This window comes from Paenibacillus sp. FSL R7-0312 (assembly GCF_038004445.1).
GTDB lineage: Bacteria > Bacillota > Bacilli > Paenibacillales > Paenibacillaceae > Paenibacillus_AQ.
In genome coordinates this window covers 1,943,807-1,970,367 of the sequence record NZ_JBBORE010000001.1, presented here as the reverse complement: position 1 = coordinate 1,970,367, position 26,561 = coordinate 1,943,807, and the positions used below count along the sequence as shown (strand labels likewise).

General features: G+C 52.3%; 21 protein-coding genes. 4 read left to right on the top strand and 17 right to left on the bottom strand.

All coding sequences use genetic code 11. From position 1 onward, the window contains the following. Positions 1 to 274: 274 nt before the first annotated feature. The 4 genes from MKX70_RS08520 to MKX70_RS08505 form a co-directional block, all read right to left on the bottom strand. A complete protein-coding gene (locus tag MKX70_RS08520; protein ID WP_340839889.1) occupies positions 275 to 3,298 on the bottom strand; it encodes an efflux RND transporter permease subunit in 3,024 nt (1,007 codons plus the stop codon). Between the two features lie 428 nt (positions 3,299 to 3,726). Beyond that, complete coding sequence (locus tag MKX70_RS08515; RefSeq protein WP_042240148.1) at positions 3,727 to 4,890, bottom strand: ABC transporter permease; 1,164 nt, start codon at positions 4,888 to 4,890, stop codon at positions 3,727 to 3,729. Then, positions 4,883 to 6,049: an ABC transporter permease gene (locus MKX70_RS08510; protein ID WP_042240151.1), complete on the bottom strand. Its 1,167-nt coding sequence runs from the start codon at positions 6,047 to 6,049 to the stop codon at positions 4,883 to 4,885. Before MKX70_RS08510 ends, MKX70_RS08515 begins: the two co-directional genes overlap by 8 nt. Before the next feature lie 16 nt (positions 6,050 to 6,065). Then, positions 6,066 to 7,001 (bottom strand): ABC transporter ATP-binding protein, encoded by a 936-nt coding sequence (locus MKX70_RS08505; protein ID WP_042240154.1) that lies wholly within the window; start codon positions 6,999 to 7,001, stop codon positions 6,066 to 6,068. Between the two features lie 217 nt (positions 7,002 to 7,218). Here MKX70_RS08505 and MKX70_RS08500 point away from each other — a divergent pair, with 217 nt between their 5' ends. Further along, positions 7,219 to 8,382 (top strand): sensor histidine kinase, encoded by a 1,164-nt coding sequence (locus MKX70_RS08500; RefSeq protein WP_042240157.1) that lies wholly within the window; start codon positions 7,219 to 7,221, stop codon positions 8,380 to 8,382. 49 nt (positions 8,383 to 8,431) lie between these two features. Next, entirely contained in the window at positions 8,432 to 9,091 is a 660-nt protein-coding gene (locus MKX70_RS08495; RefSeq protein ID WP_042240160.1) for a response regulator transcription factor, read from the top strand. A gap of 378 nt (positions 9,092 to 9,469) precedes the next feature. Here MKX70_RS08495 and MKX70_RS08490 read toward each other — a convergent pair whose 3' ends face one another. The 5 genes from MKX70_RS08490 to ftsE form a co-directional block, all read right to left on the bottom strand. Continuing rightward, entirely contained in the window at positions 9,470 to 10,792 is a 1,323-nt protein-coding gene (locus tag MKX70_RS08490; protein WP_442950497.1) for a PDZ domain-containing protein, read from the bottom strand. 169 nt (positions 10,793 to 10,961) lie between these two features. Next, on the bottom strand, positions 10,962 to 12,428 hold the full coding sequence (locus tag MKX70_RS08485; RefSeq protein ID WP_042240165.1) for a S41 family peptidase: 1,467 nt from the start codon (positions 12,426 to 12,428) through the stop codon (positions 10,962 to 10,964). Positions 12,429 to 12,545: 117 nt separating this feature from the next. Further along, on the bottom strand, positions 12,546 to 13,853 hold the full coding sequence (locus MKX70_RS08480; RefSeq protein WP_340839888.1) for a murein hydrolase activator EnvC family protein: 1,308 nt from the start codon (positions 13,851 to 13,853) through the stop codon (positions 12,546 to 12,548). Positions 13,854 to 13,896: 43 nt separating this feature from the next. Then, a complete protein-coding gene (gene ftsX, locus MKX70_RS08475; RefSeq protein WP_340839887.1) occupies positions 13,897 to 14,811 on the bottom strand; it encodes a permease-like cell division protein FtsX in 915 nt (304 codons plus the stop codon). Then, a complete protein-coding gene (ftsE, locus tag MKX70_RS08470; RefSeq protein WP_039302777.1) occupies positions 14,801 to 15,487 on the bottom strand; it encodes a cell division ATP-binding protein FtsE in 687 nt (228 codons plus the stop codon). The genes ftsX and ftsE overlap by 11 nt, the downstream gene beginning before the upstream one ends. 289 nt (positions 15,488 to 15,776) lie before the next feature. Between ftsE and MKX70_RS08465 the strand changes: the two genes are divergently transcribed. Together MKX70_RS08465 and MKX70_RS08460 are read left to right on the top strand one after the other, a co-directional pair. Beyond that, on the top strand, positions 15,777 to 17,204 hold the full coding sequence (locus tag MKX70_RS08465; RefSeq protein ID WP_340839886.1) for a VanW family protein: 1,428 nt from the start codon (positions 15,777 to 15,779) through the stop codon (positions 17,202 to 17,204). A gap of 208 nt (positions 17,205 to 17,412) precedes the next feature. Continuing rightward, entirely contained in the window at positions 17,413 to 17,811 is a 399-nt protein-coding gene (locus MKX70_RS08460) for a hypothetical protein (protein ID WP_340781877.1), read from the top strand. A gap of 77 nt (positions 17,812 to 17,888) precedes the next feature. On the opposite strand, the gene MKX70_RS08455 is transcribed toward MKX70_RS08460, so the two are convergent. The 8 genes from MKX70_RS08455 to MKX70_RS08420 form a co-directional block, all read right to left on the bottom strand. Continuing rightward, positions 17,889 to 18,491, bottom strand: coding sequence for a DL-endopeptidase inhibitor IseA family protein (locus MKX70_RS08455; RefSeq protein ID WP_052416762.1), 603 nt, complete (start codon positions 18,489 to 18,491; stop codon positions 17,889 to 17,891). Positions 18,492 to 18,714: 223 nt separating this feature from the next. After that, positions 18,715 to 19,326 carry a hypothetical protein gene (locus MKX70_RS08450; RefSeq protein ID WP_340839885.1) on the bottom strand — a complete coding sequence of 204 codons (612 nt, stop codon included), beginning with the start codon at positions 19,324 to 19,326 and terminating at the stop codon, positions 18,715 to 18,717. Beyond that, positions 19,310 to 20,914: a pilus assembly protein PilM gene (gene pilM / locus MKX70_RS08445; RefSeq protein ID WP_340839884.1), complete on the bottom strand. Its 1,605-nt coding sequence runs from the start codon at positions 20,912 to 20,914 to the stop codon at positions 19,310 to 19,312. Before pilM ends, MKX70_RS08450 begins: the two co-directional genes overlap by 17 nt. A gap of 15 nt (positions 20,915 to 20,929) precedes the next feature. Further along, positions 20,930 to 21,679 (bottom strand): prepilin peptidase, encoded by a 750-nt coding sequence (locus tag MKX70_RS08440; RefSeq protein ID WP_340839883.1) that lies wholly within the window; start codon positions 21,677 to 21,679, stop codon positions 20,930 to 20,932. A 72-nt stretch (positions 21,680 to 21,751) separates the two neighbouring features. Beyond that, positions 21,752 to 22,249, bottom strand: a complete 498-nt coding sequence (locus MKX70_RS08435; protein WP_340839882.1) for a prepilin-type N-terminal cleavage/methylation domain-containing protein — start codon at positions 22,247 to 22,249, stop codon at positions 21,752 to 21,754. Between the two features lie 191 nt (positions 22,250 to 22,440). Further along, positions 22,441 to 23,646 carry a type II secretion system F family protein gene (locus tag MKX70_RS08430; protein ID WP_340839881.1) on the bottom strand — a complete coding sequence of 402 codons (1,206 nt, stop codon included), beginning with the start codon at positions 23,644 to 23,646 and terminating at the stop codon, positions 22,441 to 22,443. Continuing rightward, a complete protein-coding gene (locus MKX70_RS08425; RefSeq protein ID WP_340839880.1) occupies positions 23,646 to 24,695 on the bottom strand; it encodes a type IV pilus twitching motility protein PilT in 1,050 nt (349 codons plus the stop codon). Before MKX70_RS08425 ends, MKX70_RS08430 begins: the two co-directional genes overlap by 1 nt. Before the next feature lie 15 nt (positions 24,696 to 24,710). Next, positions 24,711 to 26,375 (bottom strand): GspE/PulE family protein, encoded by a 1,665-nt coding sequence (locus MKX70_RS08420; RefSeq protein WP_340839879.1) that lies wholly within the window; start codon positions 26,373 to 26,375, stop codon positions 24,711 to 24,713. Positions 26,376 to 26,561 lie beyond the last annotated feature (186 nt).

The window sequence follows — 26,561 nt, the reverse complement described above, 5'->3', positions numbered from 1 at the left end:
CACTGGTCTGACCCCCTTAGCGCAGGATCAGTTACTTGCTTCAAGTGGGGCTGTTTTGGACGAAGCTGACGAAGAAGACTCCACTGCCGCATCGCAGACGGCGAAGAGCAGTGCGGACAATCCCGCACTGCTCTGATTAATGCTCTCACTACTGCTACCAAATCCCATTGCTGTCCCAATAACTACTTTCCGCTACTACTTTCCACTACTATTTTCATCAACTACTACTTCCAGCTATGTCCATCCCGTTCTCTTCTTGCAGCTACTTCCCCAATCAGCTAGGCAGATCCGTTGACGCCACAGTTCCGGCTGCGGCAGCCTTCTTGCGTTCTTTGGAGGATTTGCGGAAATAGAGCAGCTCATAGATTGCCGGAACTACGAGCAGCGTCAACAAGGTTGCCGCAGTCAGGCCGCCGATAACTACAATGGCCAGACTCTGCGAGACGATGCTGCCCTGCTCGGACTGCCCGAACAGGAGCGGCAGCATGGCGCAGACGGTAGCAATGGCTGTCATCAGAATCGGACGCATCCGCGTCCCGGCTGCTTCCAGAATGGCTTCGCGGACCGTCATATGCTCCTCATTATGCTTAATGCGGTCGATCAACACGATCGCATTGGTGACCACGATGCCGATGAGCATCAGTGCCCCGAACAATGCGGTGAAGTCAGGGGTCACACCTGAGATCAACAGCGCTACGATGGCCCCGATCGCTGCGAGCGGCAGGGAGAACATGATCGCCAGAGGTGCACGCAGCGTTTTGAAGGTCAATACCATGATCAGGTATACCAGACCAATCGAGATCAATGCGGTCATACCCAGGTCGCTGAAATCTCCGGCCTGATCGGCCGAGGCACCGCCTGCGAACAGGGTTACTCCCTCTGGCAAGGTAATGCTGTCAGTCTCTGCTTTAATATCCGCGCCGATCTCCGAGACCTGCTTCGGATCTGCCTCTGCGGTAATCCGTACATATGGCTTGCCGTCTTTATGATACAGCATTGCCGGCTGATCAGTGACCGTCAGTTCTGCCACTTGTGACAGCGGCTGCGGGCCGGCGGATGTCATAAGCGTAATCATCTGCAGATCCTGCTGCGATGCAGGCTGAACCACTGGCTCCAGCACTACTGCGGCAGGGGAGCCATCCAGCTCGATCTGACCCAGCGGAACCGGATTCAGCATCGCACTAAGCTGCATGGAGATTTCCTGGGCATTCGCCATAGCCGGATCTACGTTGAAGGCAAACACCGGCTTGGTATCCTCCATGTTACTGGTTACCTTCCCTACGCCTTCGATCGTTTCTACTTTGGCAGCAACCTCCTTGGCAACCGTATTGATAGCCTGAAGATCTTCGCCCACAATATCAATGTATTCATTGGTTGAGCTGGAGCCCATCATACTGGCTGCTCCCACAGTTAATGCAGCTCCGTCATAGGAGGACTGCAGGCTGCGGACATGATCCATGAACGCCTGCGCGTCGGTATCTTCCTTCATAATGACGGTATAATCCACTTGCGTCAGGGATACCACATTACCCCATTGTGCCGAATCCGCGCTATTACCGGATTGCATAATGACGATCTCCGCCTGCGGCTGCTTCATCAGTTCAGCTTCCAGCTGTTTGCCATTCTCCAGCACCTCTGATACCGGCACATTATTCGGATAGACCAGCTGAACGGTTACCGTGCTGGCATCTGTAGCATCGAGCGCGCCTTTGGGCATCGTGACATAGGCGCCAATGGAACCCACAAGCAGCAGCAGTCCGAGGGATAACGTTATCCACTTCCGCTGCAAATTCCACTCCAGGAAGCGGCTGAACTTGCGGGAAGGCTCATGCTCCTTCAAGGAGGAGCCCTTCAGCAGCCAGGAGCTGAGCAGCGGCACTACCGTTAAGGCAACTATAAGCGAGGTCAGCAGCGAGTAAGTGACGGTCAAGGCAAACGGCAGCAGGAAGGCTTGCAGCCCGCCCCGCAGAAGCCCCATCGGCAGGAATACGGCTACCGTGGCAATCGTAGAGGTAGTAATCGCCCGGGCGACTTCTCCAGTTGCGCTGACTACCATTTCGCGGGACAAGCGTTCTTTTTGCATCCGCCGGTAGATGTTCTCGATCACCACGATACTGTCATCGACCAGCCGTCCAACCGCAACGGCAACGCCGCCCAGCGTAACTATATTCAGCGTGATCCCTGACACCTTCAGCAGGTACAAGGTAACCGCCAGTGATAACGGAATGGAGATAGCCGTAATCAGCGTTGCCCGTACATTGCGAAGGAAGATCAGGATCACAATCGTGGCGAATAAAGCGCCGAGCAGCACCTCACGCAGCATGCTGTTTACCGAAGTCACGACCATATCCGAAGTGCTGAAGATCATGGATACCTCGGCATTTTTGACGCTGGTGCTAAGCTCCTCTGCTGTACTACGCACCTTGTCACCCACATCCACCGCGTTGGCACTTGCTTCTTTGGTGATAATGAGGAACAGTACATCCTTGCCGTTCGAGCGGCTGACGCTTTCTTGGTCCAGCTTGGGCGCGACAGCGGCAATATCTCCTAGCGTTACTCCCGCTGCCACCGGCAGCTTTTGAAGTGTATCGACGCTCTCAATGGATGAAACCACGTTCACATTGCCCGTTTGGCCGCCAATCGTCTGCTCACCCACAGATGCCGATACGCTGCGGCCCTGAAGCAATCCCATGACCTGAGCCGTGCTTACTCCCTTCGCCGCCATTGCTGCCGGATCAAGCTTCACCCGGACCTGCGGAGAAGTTTTGCCGTAGAGGGCTACGCTCGCCACACCATCAATTTTCTGCATCTCGGGAAGGATCTTGTTCTCGGCAATCTCCAGATTCTCCTTGGTGAGCCCTTCATCGAACGATACAGTAACCTGCGACACAGGAATCATCGAGGTATTCAGCTGAATGATGAACGGGTCCATCACGCCTTGCGGGAATTGCAGGGCATGAACTGCCTTCTCAACCTCCTGCGCCGCTTCCTTCATATTGGTTTTGCCGTCAAAATAAATATCCACCTTGGCATAGCCGTCAGCGGAGGTGGACATCTGCTCCGTTTTGCCTTTCACCAGTGAGGTCGCAGCCTCAATCGGCTTCGTCACTTGTGTCTCCATCGCATGCGCATCCTGGCCCGGACCCAGGACCGCAACGGTCACCTGAGGATTATCTGCCTCCGGCATGAATTCCATCGGCAGCGAGGTATAACTCATGATACCGACCACGAGCGCCATAACCACCAGCAGCCCGACTGCCCCCTTATTGCCAAACGACCATTTCGTAAGCCATGTCATTTCTTTTACCCCTTCCATCTCATCAAATGTATTGAACTCTTTATGTCTGTTCTCTTATGTATGAGCTGCAGATTCTTGCTTAAGTGTAGAAGCTTTGGGCTGATGCCAAAACGGTCCGGCGGAGGGTTTCGTTCTCGGTCTTAAGGCGGGGGCCGGCTCCTCCCAGAGGTACAACGCACAAAAGCTGCCCTGCAGAGGACAGCCTGTTAAAGAATAACCTGGTAATCGCAGCATAGCAATTAAGGCGATTTCCGTACCGCTTCTTCCTGGAACACACTCTTTAGCAGCGGCGGTGTCACCAGTGTGCTGATAATTACAGCAATGATAACATCGGTGAAATATTGTGGCCGCAGTAGCCCGCTCTCAAGTCCCGTGGTCGATAATTCTGGCCCCCCAATAACACTTAGAACCACGAAACATGTTAAAGCTCAAGCACTGATCCCCGCTTCATTCGGACGCAGTATGGTGGAGCCAATCGCCAGCAGGATTGCAGCCATCAGGCCCAGAATGGCAAAAGGCAGCCACAGCTCGTTCCAGCCTCCGCCCGTTGCGGCGATATCTACCGCCTGGATGGCCCATTTCTGCGGTGTGAAATTAGCCAGCTTCTGCATATAATCCGGCATAATCGAGATTGGCCAGAAGCAGCCGCCCAGCATACAGGTCGGTGTAAGGATCAGCGAATTGAGCATGCCGGCATTACGCGGATTGCGGATCAGTCCTGCTACGGTGCTGGCAATGCCCATGGATACCAGCATGAATGCGGCCAGAACCAGGAAGTAGAGAAACATCGGCATCTCATAATCGTAGCGCAGCACCCATTTGCCCAGCGAGAGCACCACAATGATCTGAATAATCCCTACGAGAAAGCTGCCAAGGAAATTGCCGAGGGCAATTTCGTAAGAACGGACCGGGGCGCTGAACATCCGCATCATCGTGCGCCCCCGGCGGTCATCGTTGATCAGGGACACGGAGCTTGTCACCAGTGCCATCAGGAACATGAGCGTCAGACCGGTAATCACACCCAGCGTCTCCCGGGGATATAAATCATAATCCGTACGTATGCTGCCCACATGATGCTGCTCCGCCTGCTTCAGCACAGCAGCGAACTGCGCCTGCTGATCTGCTGCTGTGCCGCCGCTGAGCGCAGCAACGGCATGCGCAGCTTCAGCCATATTCCCGGCAATCGCATTGACCTTCATCTTGACGATAATGGAGCTCTCGCTCGCCCGAAGCTCAAAGATGCTAATCTGCGGCTCCTGCCCGGCAATCAGGGCGGTTGAATACCCCTCTGGAATCCATATTCCTGCCGTCCCCTCCTGCCCGATCACAGCTTCCTTCAATGCCGCCTCATCACTGCGCTGCTCAAACTTGTAATCGCCGGTCTGCTCCAGTTCGGAGAGCAGATGCTTTCCGGCAGCACCCGTATCCATATTGGCGTATAATACGGTCGCCGGACCATCGCCAACGCCCCCAGTGAGCGAAATAATTCCTGCAACTACAATACTGGGCAGCAGAATAAATATCAGCACCCCTTTGACAGTGCCAATGCTTCGCCGGATCATATTCCAGGCAATGGTTATTATTTTATTCATGGTAGCCCACCTTCCGGTATGAGACAGTCATTACGCACAGCAGAACCGCACAAATCAGACACATCACCCATAAGTTCGGCAGAATCTGCTTCAGACCGGAATGGAGCATCATGCGGATAATCGCCTGCTGTGCCCAGTGGTTGACCGTGAATGCACCGATGCTGTTCACCCAGGAATCAGGAAGCGGAGCCATCCCCCCGCTGACGAAGGTCATCACTACGGTCAGAACAGTAATAACATTCGTTGCGCTAGCCGCTGTTTTGCTGAACAGGCAGATCACCATGGAGAACGTCATGGATGCGATGATCATCAGCAGGCAGAACAACAACAGAAGTCCCGGCCGGTTGCCCCAGTAGACACCGAACAGCCAGTCTGACAGCACAATGATCGCCAGACACTGAAGGATGCTGACCAGGCCTACCCCCAGCATTTTGCCGATAAACAGCTGGGAGCCCTTGACCGGCATCGAATTGATCCGAAAAAGCGTATGGTTCTCTTTATCACTGAAGAGAGAGCCCGTCACCGTCAGCCCGCTGTACAGAAGAAACATCAGCAGCATGGAAGCCGCGTAGAATTGGGAGGCTGTATAGGTTTTACCCCCATTATTCAGATCACCCATCACCACTGCCCCTGTCTCTGCCGGTACCGGGGGAACGGCAAGTGCTTCCGGCCCAAGCGCTACCGCTGCCGACTGCTTGTAATTGATCGTACTGAGAAAATTGTCAAAAGCCGTTCCCGCCACCAGATTATCGGTATGATCCTTGCCGAGAATAAACTCCAGCCGGGCGCGCTCTCCGTGCTGCACCTCTTCATCGAAGCCGGAAGGAACAATGACTGCATAGGCGTATTTGCCCGTACGAAGCCCGCTTTCAGCCGCCTCCCGGCTCTCTGTCTTGTCGGCGATGATGAGATCCTTCACTTCCGGCGCCTCCAGAAAAGCGGTTATCATCGCAGAAGTCTCTGCTTCTCCGCCTGCGGCATTCACAACAGCTACCCGTACAGGATCGATTTCATCGGCTTCTTTCACGCCCACCACCCCGGAGAGCGAAGCCCCCAGCAGAAAGATCAGCACCAGCGGCAGCAGAAACATATTAAGCAGCATCGAACGTGAGCGGAACAATCTGCGTAGTTCATAGTTCATAATGGTCCAGGTATTCATCTTACTGTCCTCCCCTCTAATCCCGTAATGTCCGCCCGGTCAGACTGAGGAACAACGTCTCCAGATCCGGCTCTTCAATGTTAAGGGAGGCGATCACCCCTTCATGCTTGGCGAAAATAAACAGAATGTCCTGCAGCTCACTTTGTGAGGAAGGCAGATACAGCTCCACAGCATCCTGCACAGCCTCCACCCGGCTGATCCGGGGATGCCGGCTAAGCTCGTTAATTAGAGCTGGAGTGATATTCGCCGCCTTAACTACGATTTTCTCCTCATGGGCTACCCGCTCCCGCAGCTCGCTTTCCGTGCCGCAGGCTATAATATGACCTTTATCCATAATCGCCACCCGGTCACAGACCGCTGCTACCTCCTCCATATAGTGGCTGGTATAGATAATCGTTGAGCCCAGCTTATTCAGTGTTTTGACCGATTCCAGAATGTGATTGCGGGACTGCGGATCAATGCCGACGGTCGGCTCATCCATAATAATCAGGCGCGGCCGGTGCATGATGGCACAGGCGATATTGAGTCGCCGTTTCATCCCCCCCGAGAAGGTGGACGGCTTATCCCTGGCCCGGTCGCTAAGACCTGTGAATTCGAGCGCTTCCTGGATCCGTTCCTTCAAGAGCTTCCCGCGCAGGCCATACAGCTTCCCGAAAAAGCTTACATTCTCTGCCGCCGACATATTCTCGTATAAGGCCAGCTCCTGGGGGACAAGCCCTATACGCTTCTTAACCTCCAGCGGCTTCTCCCTTACGGACAGACCATCGATCAGAATCTCGCCGCTGTCCGCCTTAAGCAGACCGCAAATCATGCTGATTGTTGTGCTTTTCCCGGCACCATTAGGGCCGAGCAGGCCGAATATTTCGCCTTCCTGCAGACTGAAATTCACATGATCCACGATCAGTTTGCTGTCATACCTTTTCACCACATCGGTTAATACCGCAAGTGCCATTTGCCATCGCTCCTGTTCCCTTAGTTCTCGTATTCTCATTGTAGCGTAGTGAAGGCGTGGCCGAAGGTACAGAAGGTCATCCTCTGGAGGTGACCAAAGTCATCTCCTGAACGATAGCACTCTTATGATAAGATGGAGATAGCTGAGAAGTAATTGATGGATAACTTATCGAGGAAATCATATAAATTCATATATTCTATAAAAAGGATGACCCTAATTGACCAGAGAACTGAATATGCTGCGTTACGGTCTCATTATCATTCCTGCAGTACTATCTATCTATGTCTATGAGTACGCCGACTATGAACAGTTCACTCTTCATTTCCTCTTGCTGCTCCTGATCGCGACGCTTGGCACAAAACTGCCGAAGCCCTTCCCTCTGCTCACCGGAGGCATTGAACTGATCTACACAGCCTGGCTGTGTTACCCGTACAGCACATTGATGATTTTCCCGGCCCTGTCGGCGGTACTGTCCTACTCCTGGCTGCAGCGTAAGAACATGGCAATTGCCTTCTTCTGTATTCATCTGGTGCTGCTCAATGTTGCCTTCCGCGATGCTGCCCCGGCTGTGCAGGCGTTCACGAACCTCACCTTCCTGCTGGCCGCCGCGCTGAATATACAGCTGATCCGGACGGGACGCGGCCGCGCAGATACCTTGTTTCTCTACGATGAGCTGCGCAAGAAGCATTTCGAGCTTGAGGAAGCACGCTCGCGTCTGCTCCAGTTCACCACGCAGGTAGAGGTTGCCGCGCAAGCGGAGGAACGGGTGCGGATCGCACGCCAGCTGCATGATGATATCGGACACCGGCTAATCCGGGTCAAAATGATGACCGAAGCCGCCATCCATACGCTGCCGGCAGCTCCCGAAACAGGTCTTGGCATGATGCATCAGATCCGGGACCAGCTCTCGGCCAGTATGGACGATATGCGGGCTGCGCTGAAGCGGATCAACTATACGCCGCAGCTTGAAGGTGCGTATGCGCTCGACCGGCTGCTGGAGGAGGTAGGCCGTGATACCGGCATTGCAACCTCCTATACTGTGCAGGGGATTCCTTATCCGCTCTACCCGAGCATTCAGGTCGTGCTCTATAAAAACGCCCGGGAAGCCATCACCAATGCACTGCGGCACGGCAAGGCGGACTCTGTCTGGATTACCTTATCGTATAGGGATCACGAGATCATGATGGAGGCAGGAAATAACGGCCGGCTGCCCGAAGAAGACGCCCTGCATAAACTGCAAAGCGGCGGAGGCATGGGTCTAACCGGTATGACGGAACGCACCGTCCTGATCGGCGGGACCCTGGAGCTGCGGCCTGTGCCGCAGTTCACAGTCATCACCCGGTTGCCTGTGTACAGGCAAGGAGAGGATATTCAGTATTAGTTATGGGCTGGCGGAGCCCCAATTACAGTGAGAAGGAGCTAAGCATAGGATGATTAAAGTATTGATCGTGGACGACGACTCTTTTATCCGTGAGAGCTTGAAGGTACTGGTCGGGCTGGACCCTGAGATTGAGGTGGCCGGAACGGCAGGGGATGGCTTTGAAGCGCTCGCTTTGTTGGGGACGCCAGGCGGCGGGGCTGATGTCGCACTCATGGATATCCGGATGCCGGGGTGCGGCGGTGTGGAAGGCACACGCCTGATCAAAGAGGCTCATCCGCACGTAGCCGTTCTAATGCTGACTACCTTCGACGATGATGAATATATCATTGAAGCACTGCGTAACGGAGCCAGCGGTTATCTGCTCAAGAACATTCCGCCGGACCGGATCATTCAGGGCATCAAGACTGTACATGAGGGGAACATGCTCATTCATCCGGATATCGCCCGCAAACTGGCCGGCTTCCTCCAGCCGCCTGTCCGTCAGGAAGCCGCCCATAGGCAGGCTCTGGAATCCTACGGGCTGACTAAAGCAGAGCTGACCATAGTGTCCTCGATTGCAGAGGGACTTACCAATAAAGAGATTGCCGGGAAGCTGTTCCTAAGTGAAGGCACGGTCAAAAACTATATTACCGATATCCTCAGCAAGCTCGGGCTGCGGGACCGTACACAGATCGCCATTCTCTATTTGAAGAGTCAGGGGAACCGGTAGGGACTTGGTTGGGTAGGGGCTTGGGTAGCGGCTTGGGTATTACGTGCGGAAACGGCGATCCGTCCTCCACTGGGTAGTCTCGATTTCTGGACATATCAGATTTTTCAGGTGGAGAGAGAACGGGGACTTTTGTGGGACATTAAATTTGGCGTATACGAGATTGGAATGAATCATAGGGTGGCGGTTTGGCCTGGTTTGGGTAACCGGGGCACATTGTTGTACGTAATGCAGGAATTCTGCCGGATTGGCGGGTTAGCGGAAATTAGAGCCTTCAAGTTGTATGTAGACTCTTATATCCCCTCAAAAAAGGCCAGTTCCCTGGGTGATAATCAGGGAACTGGCCTTTCAAGTTTTGCTGTTACAGGTTAAGTAATTCCGTCAGACTCCGGCAGATTTCTGCTTAGCCTCCGCAGAGGCGGCAGGCTTCTTCCGGCCCCGCCGCCCGGGCGTATGGCCCCGCTGGCGGGTTCCCGTCTGCATCCCGATGATGCTGAAGATACTGGACGGCTTGGCCTCTGCGGTCACGCTTCCGTCCGGTTCCGGCACCAGAATGATGCCGAGCTGATGGTGATCGCCATCGTAGATCGCGCGCTGGAGGTATTTGCTCTCGCCTTCGCGGTTCAGCACCTCCAGCTTGCAGAACGCCGAATTCATGCGCAGCGCCTCATGCAGCTGCGCCGCGCCGGTCAACAGGACCCCGTTGACCTTCAGCAGGACCTCGCCGGGCAGGATGCCCAGCTCCTGCCCCGGGCTGCCCGGCAGCACGGCCAGCACCTTGCGGCCGGCCGGGGGATGCACGAAGACAGGACTGATACTGCGCTCCTCCAGAGCGCTGTACCAGCTTAACCCTTCGTGCAGCAGCACTGCAGTGAGCGCCGCGACCAGGGTCAGCGGGCTCCACCAGTCCGCAAGCAGGCTTAAGCCGAGCAGGACGATGCTGTATACCAGCAGCCGTCCTGAAGTGCGGGCCGCCTTGCGTCCGGGCAGCATGCCCTGGGTCATCTCGCTGAAGCCGATGATGACCGGCAGGGAGACCATGCCCAGGCCCCCGCCCAGCAGCGGATGCCAGGGCAGTTCACCGATTCCCGCACCCGGGGGAATCAGCAGGAACAGCGGCAGCGGCCAGAAGGCCTGCAGCTGGTAGCCGCCGACCACCTTGCCGCGCTTGCCGGCAAGGAAGAGCGGGGTCGCCAGCCTGGCGCCCTGCCAGCGCGCCAGCAGCGCTTCAGCCAGATGGAGCAGCGCGGCCAGCACCAGCAGCGCCGGGATATCCATCTCCCGCAGCGCCCCGGCAATCGTTCCTGCGGCTCCGCTCTGCAGCGTATCCGGAAAGAACGAAAGAACAAACTGAGCAATTCCCAGCACACCTATAGAATACGCAAAGCATAAATAGCGCACACGAAAAAGCATTAATACCAGACTGACCACCCAGATGCAGGCTACAGCCGTATAGGATAAGGAGACACCCAAGGCTACAGCTGCTAAGGAAACCACAAGTCCCGCAACCCCGCCAGTCCACACCGTCCGCCACGTTTCTCGGCCCCAGCTATGCAGCTTCACATGGATGAGCTTCCGCTCCAGCGCAACCTGCCTGCGGTAATAGAGTGCAATAAATATAAGAGCGATATAGTAATAAGGCTGAATCAGCAGATGAATGACCGCTGTACCCCAGCTAGCAAGCAGTTCCAACATCACATTCAAACCGTTCGTCACACTCCTTTTCGTCCGGGACTAGTGGAAATGTATTAGGTGTCCTCTAAAATGAGTCTATGTTATCGAAGCAGCAATACCCTGTATCGCCTTCAGCCCAAGGTGTACAACATAAACTTTCTTCTATTTGTAGAAAAAAAGAAGGCTGGAATCAGCCTTCTTACTTGTTCGACGCCGTAGCCTTGATTTCCTTCCGGATCTCTTCGATTCCCTTATTCCGCTGATTGTCTTTGGCCGGGTCCTGAATGACCTTGATCAGCGCCAGCTCCAGCGCTTCTGCGGTCTTGGCATCAATCACGCCTGTTGACTTCAGCTTAGCGGCGCTCTGGAATTTCTTGACCGCTTCCTTGGTACCGGCATCGAAATATCCATCCTTGCGGCCCGGCTTATAGCCCAGACCATCCAGCATCGTCTGTGCGCTTTTGACATCCGTGCTGTTCATATTATATTGCAGCGTTACACTCTTATTAATCGGCGCCACCGAGAAGTAATCCGGCTGGGCGACCGCAATATCCGGCTTGATGCCCTTGCCGTGAATCCAGGTGCCGTCTGGTGTCAGCCACTTGGCAATCGTAATCTTCAGCAGACTGCCGTCACCCAGCTGCTCTTCGAAGCTGGTCTGGACGGTGCCTTTCCCGAATGAGTCCTCACCGATCAGCTTCGCACCCGCAGATTGCTGCAGTGCTCCTGCCATGATCTCCGAAGCGCTCGCGCTGCCTTTATTCATGAGCACAACTACCGGATACTTTTTCCTGGAGCCCTTTGAGGTACTGACCTCGCGCTGCTTGTTTTTGTCTTCGACCTGTACGATTGCCTTGCCGGCCGGTACAAACTGCTCTGCCATTTCGATAACAACCGGCAGCACACCGCCGGGGTCATTGCGGACATCAATGACAAGTCCCTTCATGCCTTGCGTTTCCAGCTTGGTCAGCTCTTCCTCGAACCGCTTCCCAGTGTTCTGTGAGAATTGCGTAACCTCGATCACTCCGATATTGTCCTTCTCCATCGTAGCGTAGACCGTTTCCAGTCTTACATCATCGCGGGTAATGACGAATTCCAGCGGCTCCGCTGTGCCGGTACGTTGAATCTTCAAGGTTGCGTCGCTTCCCTTGGGACCGCGGATTTTGGCTACAGCATCATTAAGCTCAAGCCCCTCCAGTGATTCCCCATTAACGGAGAGGATTACATCCTTGGCCTGAATGCCGGCCTTCTCAGCCGGTGAACCTTTGATCGGCGAGACTACAACGACCTTGCCGTTATCCGAGGAGACTTCAGCACCGATGCCCGAGAAGGAGCCTTCGATACTCTCTTCGAATCTTGCTGCCGTTTCCTTGCCCATATAGTTGGAATAAGGGTCGCCCAGTGCTTCCATCATACCGTTGACAGCGCCGTCGATCAGCTTCTCGCGGTCCACGGTCTCATAATAATTGCTCTCGATCAGGCTGAGGGCGGTACCTAGCTTCTTGGATTCTTTGTCTTGCAGTCCGGCTGTCTGCAGGACTGTCGCAATTCCCTCGCCTGCCGCTTGTCCGAATACATGCGCATAGCCGGTCACGCCCAGGGTCAGCAGGCTGCCGCACAGCAGCGCGGCAACGATCATAAAGGCTGCGGTACTCTTCTTTAACATGATGTTCCCACCGTCCCTTCTTGTCCATCTTCTCACCCGCAAGGGTCCGTTCCATGAGAAACGGCATCTCTTCCAGTATATGCCGCTGAATGAAATTATATTTATTAGAGCTCAAATTTACAGATAAGGCATAGGATTAACCGTCTTGCCGTCGACCCGAACTTCGAAATGCAGATGCGGTCCGGTCACGCGTCCAGTGGCACCGGATTCGGCAATCGTCTGTCCGCGTTCTACCCGGTCTCCCGGTTTCACTTTGATTCCGCCTTCGCGGATATGGCCGTACAGCGTCCATACCCCGCCGCCATGGTCAATGATTACACAATAGCCGTAACCGCTCCACCATTCCGCCACCAGGACGGTACCGGAATCGGCCGCATGGATATTCGTGCCCTGCGGAACCGCAAAGTCCACACCGGTATGCATTTTGCCGACTTCACCCGTAACCGGATGCGTCCGGACACCATACGGCGAAGAGACACGAGCCGAGCCTACCGGCAGCAGGAAGGGCCCATCACCGCCGGCATATTCCTCTACGCTGGCAATGGAGCTTCTGCTGCTGCTCGCAGACTTGGCGGCCTTGGCCGCTTTGGCAGCCGCTGCCGCCGCCCGGCGTGCCGCTTCGGCTTTGGCGGCCGCTGCGCGGCGTGCCGCTTCCTCAGCCTTGAGCTTGTCCTTCTGCTCCTCCAGGGCAGAGCGGTTGCTGGCCAGTTGCACCAGCTTGGCATTCTGCTCTTCGGAGATCACCTCAGCCTCTTGAATCTCTTCATCGTAGTAAGCAATTAGCTCCTGCTTCTCCGCTTCCTTCTCCTTCAGCACACTTCGCTGGGACTCCAGATCGGTATACAGCTGCTTAGCCTGGGCGTATTGCCCCTCCAGCTCCTGCTTCTTCGCGATGACCGTCTGCTTGTCCAGCTTATGCTGCACCAGCAGATCCTGATCCTGATCCACGATCATCTTCAGGGAATCGGCCCGGTCAAGGAAATCCGAGAAGCTGGTGGAAGACAGCAGCACATCCAGATAAGAGACTGCACCATCCGTGTACATCAGGCGGACACGTGATTCCAGTAGTTTTTCGCGGGAAGCCACACGTGCCTCTGCATCGTCCAGTTCAGTTGCCGTCACATTAAGCGACTCCTCCGTACTGGCGATTTTACCGGAAATGGTCGTCATCTCACCCTTCACCTGGGCAATCTGGTCCAGCACATACTGGAGATTCAGCGTCGTCTTATTCTTATAGTGCTGCGCTTCCTGATTGCGGGATGCCGCCTTCTCCTGCGCCGCCTTGGCCGCCTGGACCTCCTGCTGCAGCTGCTTCAGCTGCTTGTCAATCTCGGCAACACTTGTTTTCTTCGCATATCCGTCAGAGGGCCCGAACATTGTTACAGCCAGCAACATTACGGCTATTCCGGCGACAATCTTCTTCAACTCGCACTCCCCGTCCTTTGTTCAAATGTGAAATTCATCTATGCTATACCTTCAAGAATTTGCGGATCGACACCGTACTTCCCCAGACGCCAATTAATACACCGAGGCCAACCAGCAGTCCGCAGAGCAGCAGCCAAATATCCTCAAAAGGAATCAGCCGCAGCCCCAGCATCGGATCTCCCTGCACCGAAGAGACCAGACTGCTATAGCCCACATACAGCGCCCCCGAAGTAACCAGCGAGCCGATCAGCCCGATGAGTGCACCTTCAATAAAGAACGGCCAGCGGATAAAATAATTCGTTGCCCCTACGAGCTTCATGATGCCGATTTCCTTACGGCGGGCGAGAATCGTTACGCGGATGGTGTTCGAGATCAAGAACATGGACATCAGCGCCAGACCTGCCACAAAAATAAACCCGATGTTGCGCACAGCCTTAGTCACTTTAAACAAGGTCTCCACCGAGCCTTTGCCATAATTCACTTTGTAGATCGGCTGCTCTTCAAGGGACTTGTTCAGTGCTTCTATCTTCTCAGCTACAAACGGAACAGTGGTCGGCTCGATCACCTCTACGAGCAGCTTGTCCGGCAGCGGATTATTATCTTCATCGAAGCCTTCCAGGAGCTCGGCGGCATCCGGCCCCATATCTTCACGGAATTCCTTCAAACCCTGTTCTTTGGAGACGAACTCCACCTTGCTGACTTCCGGCATACTGCCGATTTCGTTTTCCAGCTTCTCCCGCATTTTCTGGTCCGTATTCAGCGTCAGATGCACATTGATCTGCACCTGGCTGTCAGCTTTGTCCGCTACTTCATTGACATTGAGCACCAGCAATATAAACACTCCGAGCACGAAGAGAGAGACAACGATGGACGTGATGGAAGCCACTGACATCCAGCCGTTGCGGAATACGTTTTTGAAGCCTTCCCGCACATGCCGCAAGAAGGTTTTAAAACTCATAACCGTAATCCCCTCTCAATTGGTCTCTGACAATCGTCCCGTTCTCAATAGCCAGCACCCGTTTGCGCATTTTGTTGACAATATCCCTGTTGTGGGTAGCCATTACGATCGTTGTTCCGCGAAAATTAATCTCATCCAGCAGCTGCATGATGCCCCATGAGGTCTCCGGGTCCAGGTTGCCTGTAGGCTCGTCCGCAATAATGACAGAAGGGTTGTTGACAATGGCTCTGGCAATGGCGATCCGCTGCTGCTCTCCCCCTGAGAGCTGTGAGGGCTCACGTCCGGCTTTACTGCGCAGTCCCACCAGATCGAGCACTTCATTCACACGCTTCTTGATCACCTTCTTCGGCGCCTCGATAACCTCCATCGCAAAAGCGACATTCTCATAAGCCGTCATCTTCGGCAGCAGGCGGAAATCCTGAAACACCACGCCGATGTTGCGGCGGACATAAGGAATCTTGCGGGGCTTGAGCTTGCCGATATTGAACCCCCCTACAGAGATCTGTCCTTTGGTCGGTGTTTCTTCTCTATAAATTAATTTCATGAACGTTGATTTACCTGCGCCGGACGGTCCGACGATATAGACGAACTCATTCCGGTCGATTTTGACAGATATTCCTTGTAGCGCGTGGGTTCCGTTAGGATAGGTCTTCCATACATCCTGCATCTCGATCATCTTATCACTTCCCGATTCTGACATATTCCGCCGGGCCTTATCTTATCGACACCAAACTGCGGAAGCTTCCATAAACTGCATTATTATCGCAGGCGTATCTATTGTAACAAATCCCTAACCCCTTGAGTACCCGAAAGTTTTACCGAATCCTTACATATACATAAAAATATCAGGTTCACTCCAGCTTCTGTTCTTATATATATCGGTATTCCCAGGCGTTCTTTAAGACTTGATTCCATGGCCCGTGCCGCTTCCGGCGCAAATCCGCCCCTACAGAAGGAGATTGCTTATGAAAAAAGTACACGCTGCCCTCATCGCGGGTTTCGGCCTGATTCTGGCCGGCTCGCTGGTCGCCGGAGGGTTTCATTTATATGGCTCCCAGACCACCTTGCCCAAAAGAACATCCATTGCCGGCTGGGATATCAGCGGTCAGGACATCGCCCAGGTGCGGGCCGCGCTGGAGGCAAAACTTCAGGCGCTGGAAGCTACGCCGCTCACACTGAAGGCCAAGGGGGATACCGGGCTGAGTGTCTCACTGCAGCAAGCAGGGGTAACCTATGAAGCCCAGGAATTCCGGCGCGCCCTGAAGACGCTGACGGATGGTCCGCTAATGGATCGGGTACAGGCCCGGTACAATTGGAACGGGAACTGGAATATCGGAATTCATCTGGAGATTTCGCAGCTTATGAACAGCCTAAGTCCGGCATGGGAAAAAGAATCCTTCGGCGTTCCTGTCGACGCAGTGCGGCAGATTACCAGTGATGACCGTGTCGTCTATACTCCAGGGACCACCTCCTTCGAGGTAGACTGGCATGCGCTGGAGCTCGCCCTGCAGGCGGCCGTACCCACCCGGCTTGCCGGCAACGGGGCACTGGAAGGGAAACGCATTTTGCTGGAGGTGCCCTTAACGGTCAAGCAGCCGAATGTCACGCTGCAGGCGCTGAGGGATCAAGGCATCGAGCGCAAAATCACCCAGTTCAGCACCTCACTCGGGGCCAGCGGACCCGGGCGCAGCTTCAATGTGGAGGCTGCCGCCAAAGCCGTCAACGGGACCATACTGCCGCCTGGTGCTATTTTCGATTACGGAAAAGCGATCCAGAAGGCCCAGGCAGAATATGGCTTCCGCGAGGCTCCGGTGATTGTCAACGGCAAGCTGCAGCCCGGCACGGGCGGGGGAATCTGCCAGGTCTCCAGCACTCTGTATAATGCCGCGCTGCGCTCCGGGCTTGAGATCGTTGAACGGCGCAACCATTCACTTCCGGTCAGCTATCTGCCCAAAGGCCAGGATGCCACTTTTGCCGAGGGCTATATCAACTTCCGTTTCCGCAACAATACCGGCAAACATCTGATAATCAAGTCCGAAGTGAAGGGCCGCACGCTGACCGTCAAGCTGTTCGGCACTTTTCCGAGAAACGTTACTTATTCCTTAGAATCCCGCACTGTTGAGGCACTTCCTCCCACCGACAAGTATGTGAGCGATGCCTCGCTCCCGAAGGGCGGAACAAGGGTACTGCAATCCGGCAAAACCGGCTATGTAGTGGAGACCTACATTACCCGTTATGTTGACGGTAAAGCCAAGGAGAAGACGAAGCTCTCCCGTGATGTCTACTACGCCCAGAAACGCGTCATTGCCATCAACCGTGGAGGCATGAGCAAATCTACGCTGCCGGAATCCCCGGGCAGACAGCTGGTGGAGGACGGGGTAAAGGGCCAATAAGCTGCTGCAAGTAAAAACGGCTGTGCCCTCCTTATAAAAGGGAGGCACAGCCGTTCGTGCGTAACATTCGGCGGAAACTTAAACTATAGCCCAAGCATGCTTTTTAATAAAAATGGCATCCTTTACATAAGGCTTACCGGAGAAGCCATTATAATTTACGATTGCGCGCTACAGTTGAAAGTAGAACCTATCAGAAAGGATGAATTCTATGATTACAGCATCAACGACTGACCTGTCCGCCCTCATCCGCCAAGCACCTTCCGTTTCGCCATCGATGACCTGCCGTGAAGCCCTGCGGGTACTGTTTCAGCATCCGGAATCCAAATGCATCATCGTCCGCAGTACAGATAATGAGCCGGTTGGACTGATCATGTGCGAACGTTTTTTCCTCAAGGCTACAGGACGGATGGGTATGGACAGATTCTACCATGAACCCGTATCGCAGCTGATGAACCGCAAACCTCTGGTGTCCGATATCTCCATCCCGGCTGAGTTACTCTGGGCCGAAGCCATGCAGCGTCCCGAACCGATGAGAAACGACTGCATTATCGTGACCGATCAGGGCCGGATTGCCGGTATTCTTCATCCTGCGGAGCTGCTGCACTGAGTGCGGCGGAGCTGCTGCGCTGATTGCGGCAGAGCTGTTGGCCTCTTAGTTATGCACAGTTCCTTACCATCCCCGAACTAGAAAACCGTAGCCGGCGATACATCAATTCTCCAGTATCCGCTTACCTTTTTGAGTTTCACCACTACATTCTCATTAACACCTGTCGTTCCTGCTGGCGGTACGCTGAGCTCGAACACTGCTGACTGTGCAGTTTTTGAAACCATCCGGGCTGTGGCTCTGCTGTAATCCAGCGTGTTGCCCAGATCTACATTAGGCTGCGCCATTCTTCCGTTATACTCCAGAAATTGAGTCTGCAGATAGAAGGCTGCGGCGTTGTGAGTGTATGCCCGTTTAATATAGTTCATCAGTTGCTGCTTGCTGCCAAGATCACTGGAGAGATAACGGTACTCTACTGTATTATAATTAAACAACTCAGGATTGAATTCACTGCCCCCCCGGCTTGCATACGCGTATATCGCCTTCGCATGAACCATGAGTGGAATAATACTCTTCTCGGTCAAATTATTGATTGTAGCGGGACCTTCCTTGCCTGGTGCAGACACCGCTACTGTTCTTACTCCCTCTATTCCCACCGCTGGCGAAGCCGCGAGCGCTCCGCTTCCCGCAGAAACCAGACCCAGTGATAGTGCTAATGAACCGATCAACATTTTTTTGTTCATTCTGAATGCCTCCTTGTAATCCTGTTTTATATATTGAAGAACTATTTCTCTCCAACTGCTGCGATAAGTACTATATAACTTACGATAGCCCGTAAGCTAAAATACCCAATACTACCCCATGTGTAAACGGTTAAACCCCAAAACAGCATAAAAAAGCTCCGCCCTCCTGTTTATAGGGGCCAGAGCTGGAATAAATGGAACTATATAGCACGAATCACCTTAATTACTGAGGCTGTGACGCAGCGGCTTCAGCTTCATAGTAAGCGGTAAAGGAAACATTCGCGGTCAGAATGCTGCCCGGTTTCGTCAATGTAGGGAATTCGTATGGCTGCTGGAAGGAAAAGGAGTCTATGGTGATGACGCGCCGAAGGTCATGAAGCTGCTTTAACCATTCGTGAATCTCTGCATAGCCTCCCTCAACAATGGCTGCCATTTTAATTTCTTTCAGGCTTCCGGTAGCCTCCGGGGGAATCCCTGTCCATGAGCTAATTCCGTTAGTTTCTGTCAGCGAGAATCCAATATCCTTCAATCTGGCGTGGGAGCTGTTGCCAATGCTCTTCAAATCCAGAATCAGCCCTTCGCTGTCATCGCCCTGCGGGATTGCTGCCAAGGCAGTGTCTTCACTTGAATCTGGCCCTGCTTCTGCACTTTTAAGCTCATTGATCTTATCCGCCAGGATTTCCTTCTCCTGCTGAAGCATCGAGAACTCATTGTCTTGCAGGTCTATGTCGTCATTCACGGGACGTATCGCGAACATATAGAAGGCAAACAGAATCAGGAACAAAACGAGCAATCCGAGTACGATGGACGAACGGTATTTATTGATTTGTTCCACTGCTATCCGTTCCTCCTTCCGCCGGTGTCTGGGCGTCTACATTCTGTTCTTCCACAGGTGTCATATCCACCCTGTAGACAGCGGTGTATTTGGCAAGAGAATTGCCGGAATTCTGAGTTCCTTCAGTCAGCTTCTGAATAGAGGCTCCCTTGGAGAACGACATCTGACGTAATGCAGTCAAATAAGTTGTGCTATGCTCCATTGCCGTGAAGTTCACTGAAAGGGCGATTTCTCCCTGGAACGAATAATTAATGTCCCTGATGACTGCGCCATAAGGAAGACCCGCCTGCAATTCGTCCAGAACGGCTGCGGCATCCGAACGGTTGGCCGACATCGCTTCAATAACAGCTGTCCGATCAAGACCTCCCGATGATGGATTCCTGTTGTTTAATCCGGCTAACTCTGCCTGAAGCATTGCATTCTGATCCTGATAAGCTTGAATCTGTTCACTCCGCTCCGCATATTGCCCCTGGGCAGATGCATATAGAATGCCTGTCCCGGCAACACCCAGAATCCATATTGCCGCTAGGGATATAGCGAAATAAGGAAAAACGATCGTTTCCCGGTCTTCACGGGGCAAAAGATTAATGCTGCGGATTTTGTTGTCACGCAGTGCCGCTCCGGCAGCAATCCTGTAATCATTAAGACTGCTATCCGGCTTCGCCCCTTGTGAGAATTGGTCCACAGCAATGGGTGCGATTGCCATCTCCGGAAGCGCCAATTGTAGTTCCTGCTGCAGCTGTACCCGCATCTCCGGAGACCCGGTAATCAGCATCTCTGTAATCCGCGTGGAACCATCATGCAGACTGTATTGATAGAAGCTGAGCATACGGGAAATTTCTGCTGTTATTTCTACGACTTGCTCGGTAGAGAGGTATTCCTGTGACGCAGCTGCAACTTCGGATTCAGCCAGAAATGGCAGCTCCTTTTGGAGGTTCAGGGGCTGCTCATGCGTCAGATCGACCAGATTAATGGTTCTCATGAATACAGGATTCCCACTGCGGAACATATAAATATCCAGCAAAGATTGCTCCAGGTGAATCAGCATTGTCTCACTGAATTCATGTCCATAACCTGCCACAATACTTCGCGCAAGCGCAGTGGCTGTTACTTCCACACTCCTGATCCGCAGACCGGCAGCTTCGAGAACATCCACATAATCCTGAACGACCTTACGCGGCGCCGCAAAAATGATTAACTGGCTTTGCCCCTCATCCTGACCGGTAATCACATAATCATATACCGGGTTCTCGAACGGCAGATGCAGCCCGGTTTCCACCTCCAGCTTCACAAGCTGGTCAATTTGCTTGTCGCCGATACTGGGAATCATCATCTTACGGACAATCATTTGTGAGGGAGGAATCGACAGATCCACTACACTGCCGCGCAGGCCCTTATTTTTGACCCATTGCTTCAACCGGTCAAGCAGAGCCTCCCTGTCTGCGATCTGATTCTCTACAATCATCCCCGGAAGCAGGGAAATGAATCTCTTTTTGTGAACCTGCTTATTGTTATTCTTGAAGCTGATATAGCGGATTCCAGTCTGCTCAATGGAGATACCGGCCGCTCTGTGACCTAATCCAAACATGCTCTAGAGTTCCTCCTAACGAATGAGCGCAAGATAACCGCTGATAAGATGTGGCCCGTATGAGAAGGCAAGTAGCGCTCCTGCTGCCAGCCAGGGTCCAAAAGGAATATGCTGCTTGCGCTGAATGCGTCCGGTAAGCAATAAAGTACCGCCAACCATAGTCCCTAACAGGCAGGCGATCAGAAAGGCCAGAATGACATTAGGGAATCCCAGCACCAGACCCAGCAATGCCATCAGCTTCACATCCCCCATGCCCATTCCGCCAAACAAGGCTAACAAGAGCAGTATACCGCCTCCCGATGCTGCTCCCAACAGATGAGAGCCTAGTGAAGTTTCAGGAAACAGCAGCACTGCTATAGAGAGTAATGGGAGAAAAAACAGCAGAACCTTATTCGGAATCCGCATAAACTTAAGATCGGACACCGATACAATCACCGCCAGACTGACCAATAGAAAACCTGTGATCCCCTTGCCCGTTAGGCCAAACTGCAGATACATCCATAGAAATAATAAGCCTGTCGCTAGTTCACCAAGCATATATAACGGTGATATCCTGCTCCCGCAATGCCGGCACTTGCCCTGAGTGAACAAATAGCTTAGGACAGGCACAAGATCTCTTGCTTTCAGTTGTGTGTTACAGCTTGGACAATGCGAGGGCGGCCGCAGAAGCGATTCGCCTGCCGGTATACGCAAGGCTACTACATTAAAAAACGAGCCCAGAATCAGACCGATAAGCGTGATGTAACTTGCTAGAAAAATCGTCATAGTTCAACGGTTCCTGTCTGGTGAATTTTAAAAAAGGAATCGGGAATTCCGATTCCTTGGTTGGAAATTAAATTATTTTAATTTTGATTCTAAAATTTCCTCTGCAGTAAATGTTTTAACTACTGGAGTAGTAGAGCTGTCTTTTAGCATAACTGCATATCCAGAAGAATTATCAGCTAATTTTCCGTTAGAATAGTAAATTATAGAACCTGTTACGATATTTTCTTTAGTACTAGGTAATACTAATGGAGTTTCTAGAAAATTTAATGCTTGAAGACCTGTAGCTTTAGTCGTCCCGCTTGCGGCAGTACCTATAACATCAATAGTTTGAGTCCCGATAGTACCATCAAGCTCAGTAGTAATATACATACGCGAGGCTTCATAAACTTGCCGGGCAGTCGCCAAATCTGCCTTATCACCTGTATTTTTAATAAGACCACTAATCATTGGAATAGCTATAATTGCTATAATCCCCATAATTACAATAACCGCCAATAATTCAATCAACGTAAACCCTTTTTCCTCTTTAACTACCTTGCCCAATTTCTTACGAATTGCTTGTGCCAACATCTTAACTCCCCCTCGATAGTGGTGTGATAATTGAATAGAACTGATACTCTGCTATTGCAGTGATTCCTGCTGCTAGTCAACCGTCATAGAAATGTACTTGTCCTATCCTCAAGCTACCCAAAGCATCCTTCTCACTTTGAGTCCGCCCGATTGGCTTCACCCCTCTCAATTTCACACAAGGAACACCACACTCAAATATTGCTGTAAATACTAAACATAGGAAGCATGATCGATGCTACTATGATTCCAACCACCCCTGCCAGAAAAGCAATAAGCAACGGCTCAAGCAGTGATTTCAGACGGTCAACGGTATTCTCTACATCCATTTCATAGAAATCAGCAACCTTGGAAAGCATCTGATCCAGCGCCCCCGTCTCCTCACCGATGGCAATCATCTGCGTAACCAGCGGCGGAAATACCCAGGCTTTCTTCAACGGCTCTGACAACGGCTTACCCTGGCGCAGAGAATCACTAGCCTTGCGAATATATCCGCCGATTACCCGGTTACCTGCCACTTCTTCCACAATCGCGAGCGATTGAAGAATGGGCACGGAGCTGGCATACAACGAAGAGAAGGTTCGTGTAAATTGTGCAATAGAGCCCTTTTGATTCAGCTTGCCGAACACTGGAATCTTGAGCTTGGCATAATCAAGCGCATACGCACCACGATCTGTCCGTTTGGCAAACTGATAGGCAGTTATGAGCAGAATAATTACCAGCAACCAAATATACCATTGTCCCTGAATGCTTTTGCTGAGTGCCAGTACCATCTTGGTAATAGCGGGCAGTTCTGCATTCATTGACTCAAACATACTGACGAACTGGGGCACAATCGCCCAGAGAAGGTATACCACGGCCGCAATGGCCATAACTCCAACTGTGATTGGATAAGTGAGTGCTGATTTGATCTTCTCGGTAGTTGTATGCTGCTTCTCGAAATATACAGCAAGCCGCTCAAGCGTTCCTTCCAGATCACCTGTTTCCTCACCCGCGCGAATCATACTGACGAAGAGGGGCGGGAATATCTTCTTATGGTCCTGAATCGCTTGCGAGAACGCCGTCCCTCTTAACAAACTGGAATTCACCTCCAGCAATGCCTTGCGTAGAGGTTTACTCTCTGTCTGCTCCGCTAATATTCGGGTGGCATCCACGATAGAAACACCAGCACGCATCAGCGTAGCGAACTGGCGGCAATAAATAATGAAATGAATCGTCTTGACCGGATTCCCGATGTAAATCTCCATAGACAGGATCGTAGTTTTGCGTTCTACAAGCGAGAACACTGTCAATCCGCGTTTACGAAGTTCCTCCATCGCTATGGCCTTGTCCGTTGCAGTGAGCTTCCCCTTCAATTGCTTTCCGGCATGAGTCTTAACCTGATATTCGAACTGCGGCATTAGCTGCCCACCTCCGTGAGATAAGCACTGGCAGCTTCGGGTTTAATAAGCCCATACTGCAATTGTTCACGGATATTCATTTCAAGCGTGTGCATTCCGAGTGAACGCCCGGTTTGCATCACATTTTTGAGCTGATGGGTCTTTTCCGTGCGAATTAGGTTAGCCACAGCCGGAGTATTGATTAACAGTTCCGTTGCACTTAGCCGCCCCCGGCCTCCTGCCCGCGGGAACAGGCGCTGCGAGAGTACCGCCAGCAGAACCGAGGCCAGCTGTGAACGGATCTGACCTTGCTGATGGCCTGGAAACGTATCAATAATCCGGTCGATCGTCTGCGGTGCATCTGTCGTATGTAGAGTGGCCATCACAAGGTGTCCGGTCTCCGCAGCCGTAACTGCTGCCGACATCGTCTCCAGATCGCGCATCTCCCCTACCAGAATCACATCAGGGTCCTGCCGGAGCGCAGCCCGTAATCCGCTGGCGAAGCTGCCCGTGTCACTTCCCACCTCACGCTGATCTATTAAACAAGTGCCGTGGGTATGCAGGAATTCTATCGGATCTTCCAGAGTCACAATATGCTTGCGTTCTGTCCTGTTGATATGATTCAGCATTGCGGCAAGTGTTGAGGATTTACCGCTGCCTGTGGGACCCGTTACTAATATTAATCCCTGCGGCTTAATGGCAAGACTGGAGAGTATGGGAGGCAATGATAACTGTTCAAGAGTCGGGATCTCTACAGGTATTGCCCGCGCCGCTATACTGACTTCCCCTCTTTGCCTATACACATTGACACGATACCGGACTCCGTTGTCCAGAGGATAAGAGAAATCCATTTCTCCAGTATTTCGGAAGATTTCACTCCTGCCGCTGCCAAGCAAAGTATCCGCCATGCTTGCAGATTCCTCGGGGGCGATATTCTCTCCATCCAGCGTATGAAGCATCCCATCTATCCGCATAACCGGTGGGGATCCAACAGATATGTGCAAATCTGAAGCTTTGGAAGTAACGGCCATGTGCAGCAGCTGAACAATATCACGATTGAATAATGGCATTCTTACTCCCCCTAACTAATGCGATACCGTCTCACGCATTACTTCCTGCAATGTTGTAATTCCTTTGGACACTTTGATGAACCCGTCCTCCATCAGTTGTACCATTCCCTGTTCTCTTCCAGCTGCACGGAGTTCTTCAATGGAAGCAGAGTCGGTAATCAGCTGCCGCAAACGATCATTAATGGTCAGTACCTCATGTATGGCAATTCGTCCCCGGTAGCCCGTATTGTTGCAGTTACCGCAGCCTCTGCCGCGGTATATCACCTCAGCAGGCAGGCTATAGCGCCGTAACATAATGGCTTCCTGTTCAGTAGGCTTGTGTTCCTCTTTGCAATCCGGGCATATTTTGCGCACCAGACGCTGAGCGACAACCCCCAGTAGCGAAGATGCAATCAGATAAGGCTCAACACCCATGTCACGCAGTCTAGAGATCGTGCTGATGGCATCATTTGTATGCAATGTGGACAATACGAGATGTCCTGTCAGCGAAGCGCGCACAGCAATTTCTGCAGTTTCCGTATCCCGTATTTCCCCTACCATAACGATATTCGGATCTTGCCGGAGGATGGAACGGAGGCCCGCTGCGAAGGTCAGGCCAATCGCCGGATTCACATGTACCTGATTAACGCCCTCAAGCTGATACTCCACCGGATCTTCAATGGTAATAATATTTGCATTCTCAGTGTTCAACTGACTCAAGGCTGAATATAAGGTTGTTGATTTACCGCTACCCGTCGGGCCTGTAATCAGGAGTATTCCGTATGGCTTGCTGATCATATCTCTGAAGGCTTCCGCGTTACCGTCAGTGAATCCCAGTGTATCTACTGACTTCACTCCGGTACTCAGATCCAACAGCCGCAGTACGATCTTCTCACCATGCATAGTAGGAAGCGAAGAGACACGTATATCGACCATCTTGTAGTCAAACTGCATTTTAATCCGGCCATCCTGCGGCAATCGCCGTTCTGCTATATTCAAGCGGGCCATAATCTTAAGTCTTGCGGTTATAAAACCCTGCATTTGCTTAGGAATGATCCGTTCTGTACGTAAAGTTCCGTCAATCCGGTAACGGATCGAGAGATTATTCTCACCCGGGTCGACATGAATATCCGAAGCCCGTAAAGAAACTGCCTGCTGAATCATCTGGTTGACCAGACGAACAATCGGTGAATCCTCATCCGTAATTTCTGTTTCTTCTATTTCCTCCTGCGTAGGAAGCTCGACCATCATCTGGCTCATAGAGTCACGCATGCCATAGTGTCTGGCTATCGCTCTTGTCAGCTCGTCCCGGCTGGAAATCGCCGGTTCAATCCGGAATCCGGTACTCATGCGCAAATCTTCAATGGCGAAATAATCCAAGGGATCTGCCATCGCTACCATCAGCTTGCTGCCTTCCTTCATGAAAGGGAGCACTTGATAGCGTTTAGCCATACTCTCAGGGATAATCTGCGTGATCGCCGGGTCAATTTGATATTTAAACAGGCTTACATGGGGAATACCTAACTGAAACTCCAGCACTTCAATGAGCTGTTGCTCAGTGATATACCCTTGATTAATTAGAAGATCTCCCAGCTTGCGTTTGGTTTTACGTTGCTCCACTAGCGCTTCTTCAAGCTGTTCTTGAGAGATAATCCCGTTTTCTACAAGCAAATCTCCCAGTCTCTTCTTCATGATAGCCATATCCGTCTCACTCCAGAGCGCTTTATTTTTGACCTTAGTACAAACTAATCACTCTAACCCTCTGAACTCAGAGTATCGATTATTTACCTGAAAAATATCTTAAATTTTATAGTTATTTAGTCTCAGTTTACTAGGTGAATATGCATATCTTTTAATTGCCTATCTACTAAATATGTCCTAGAATGT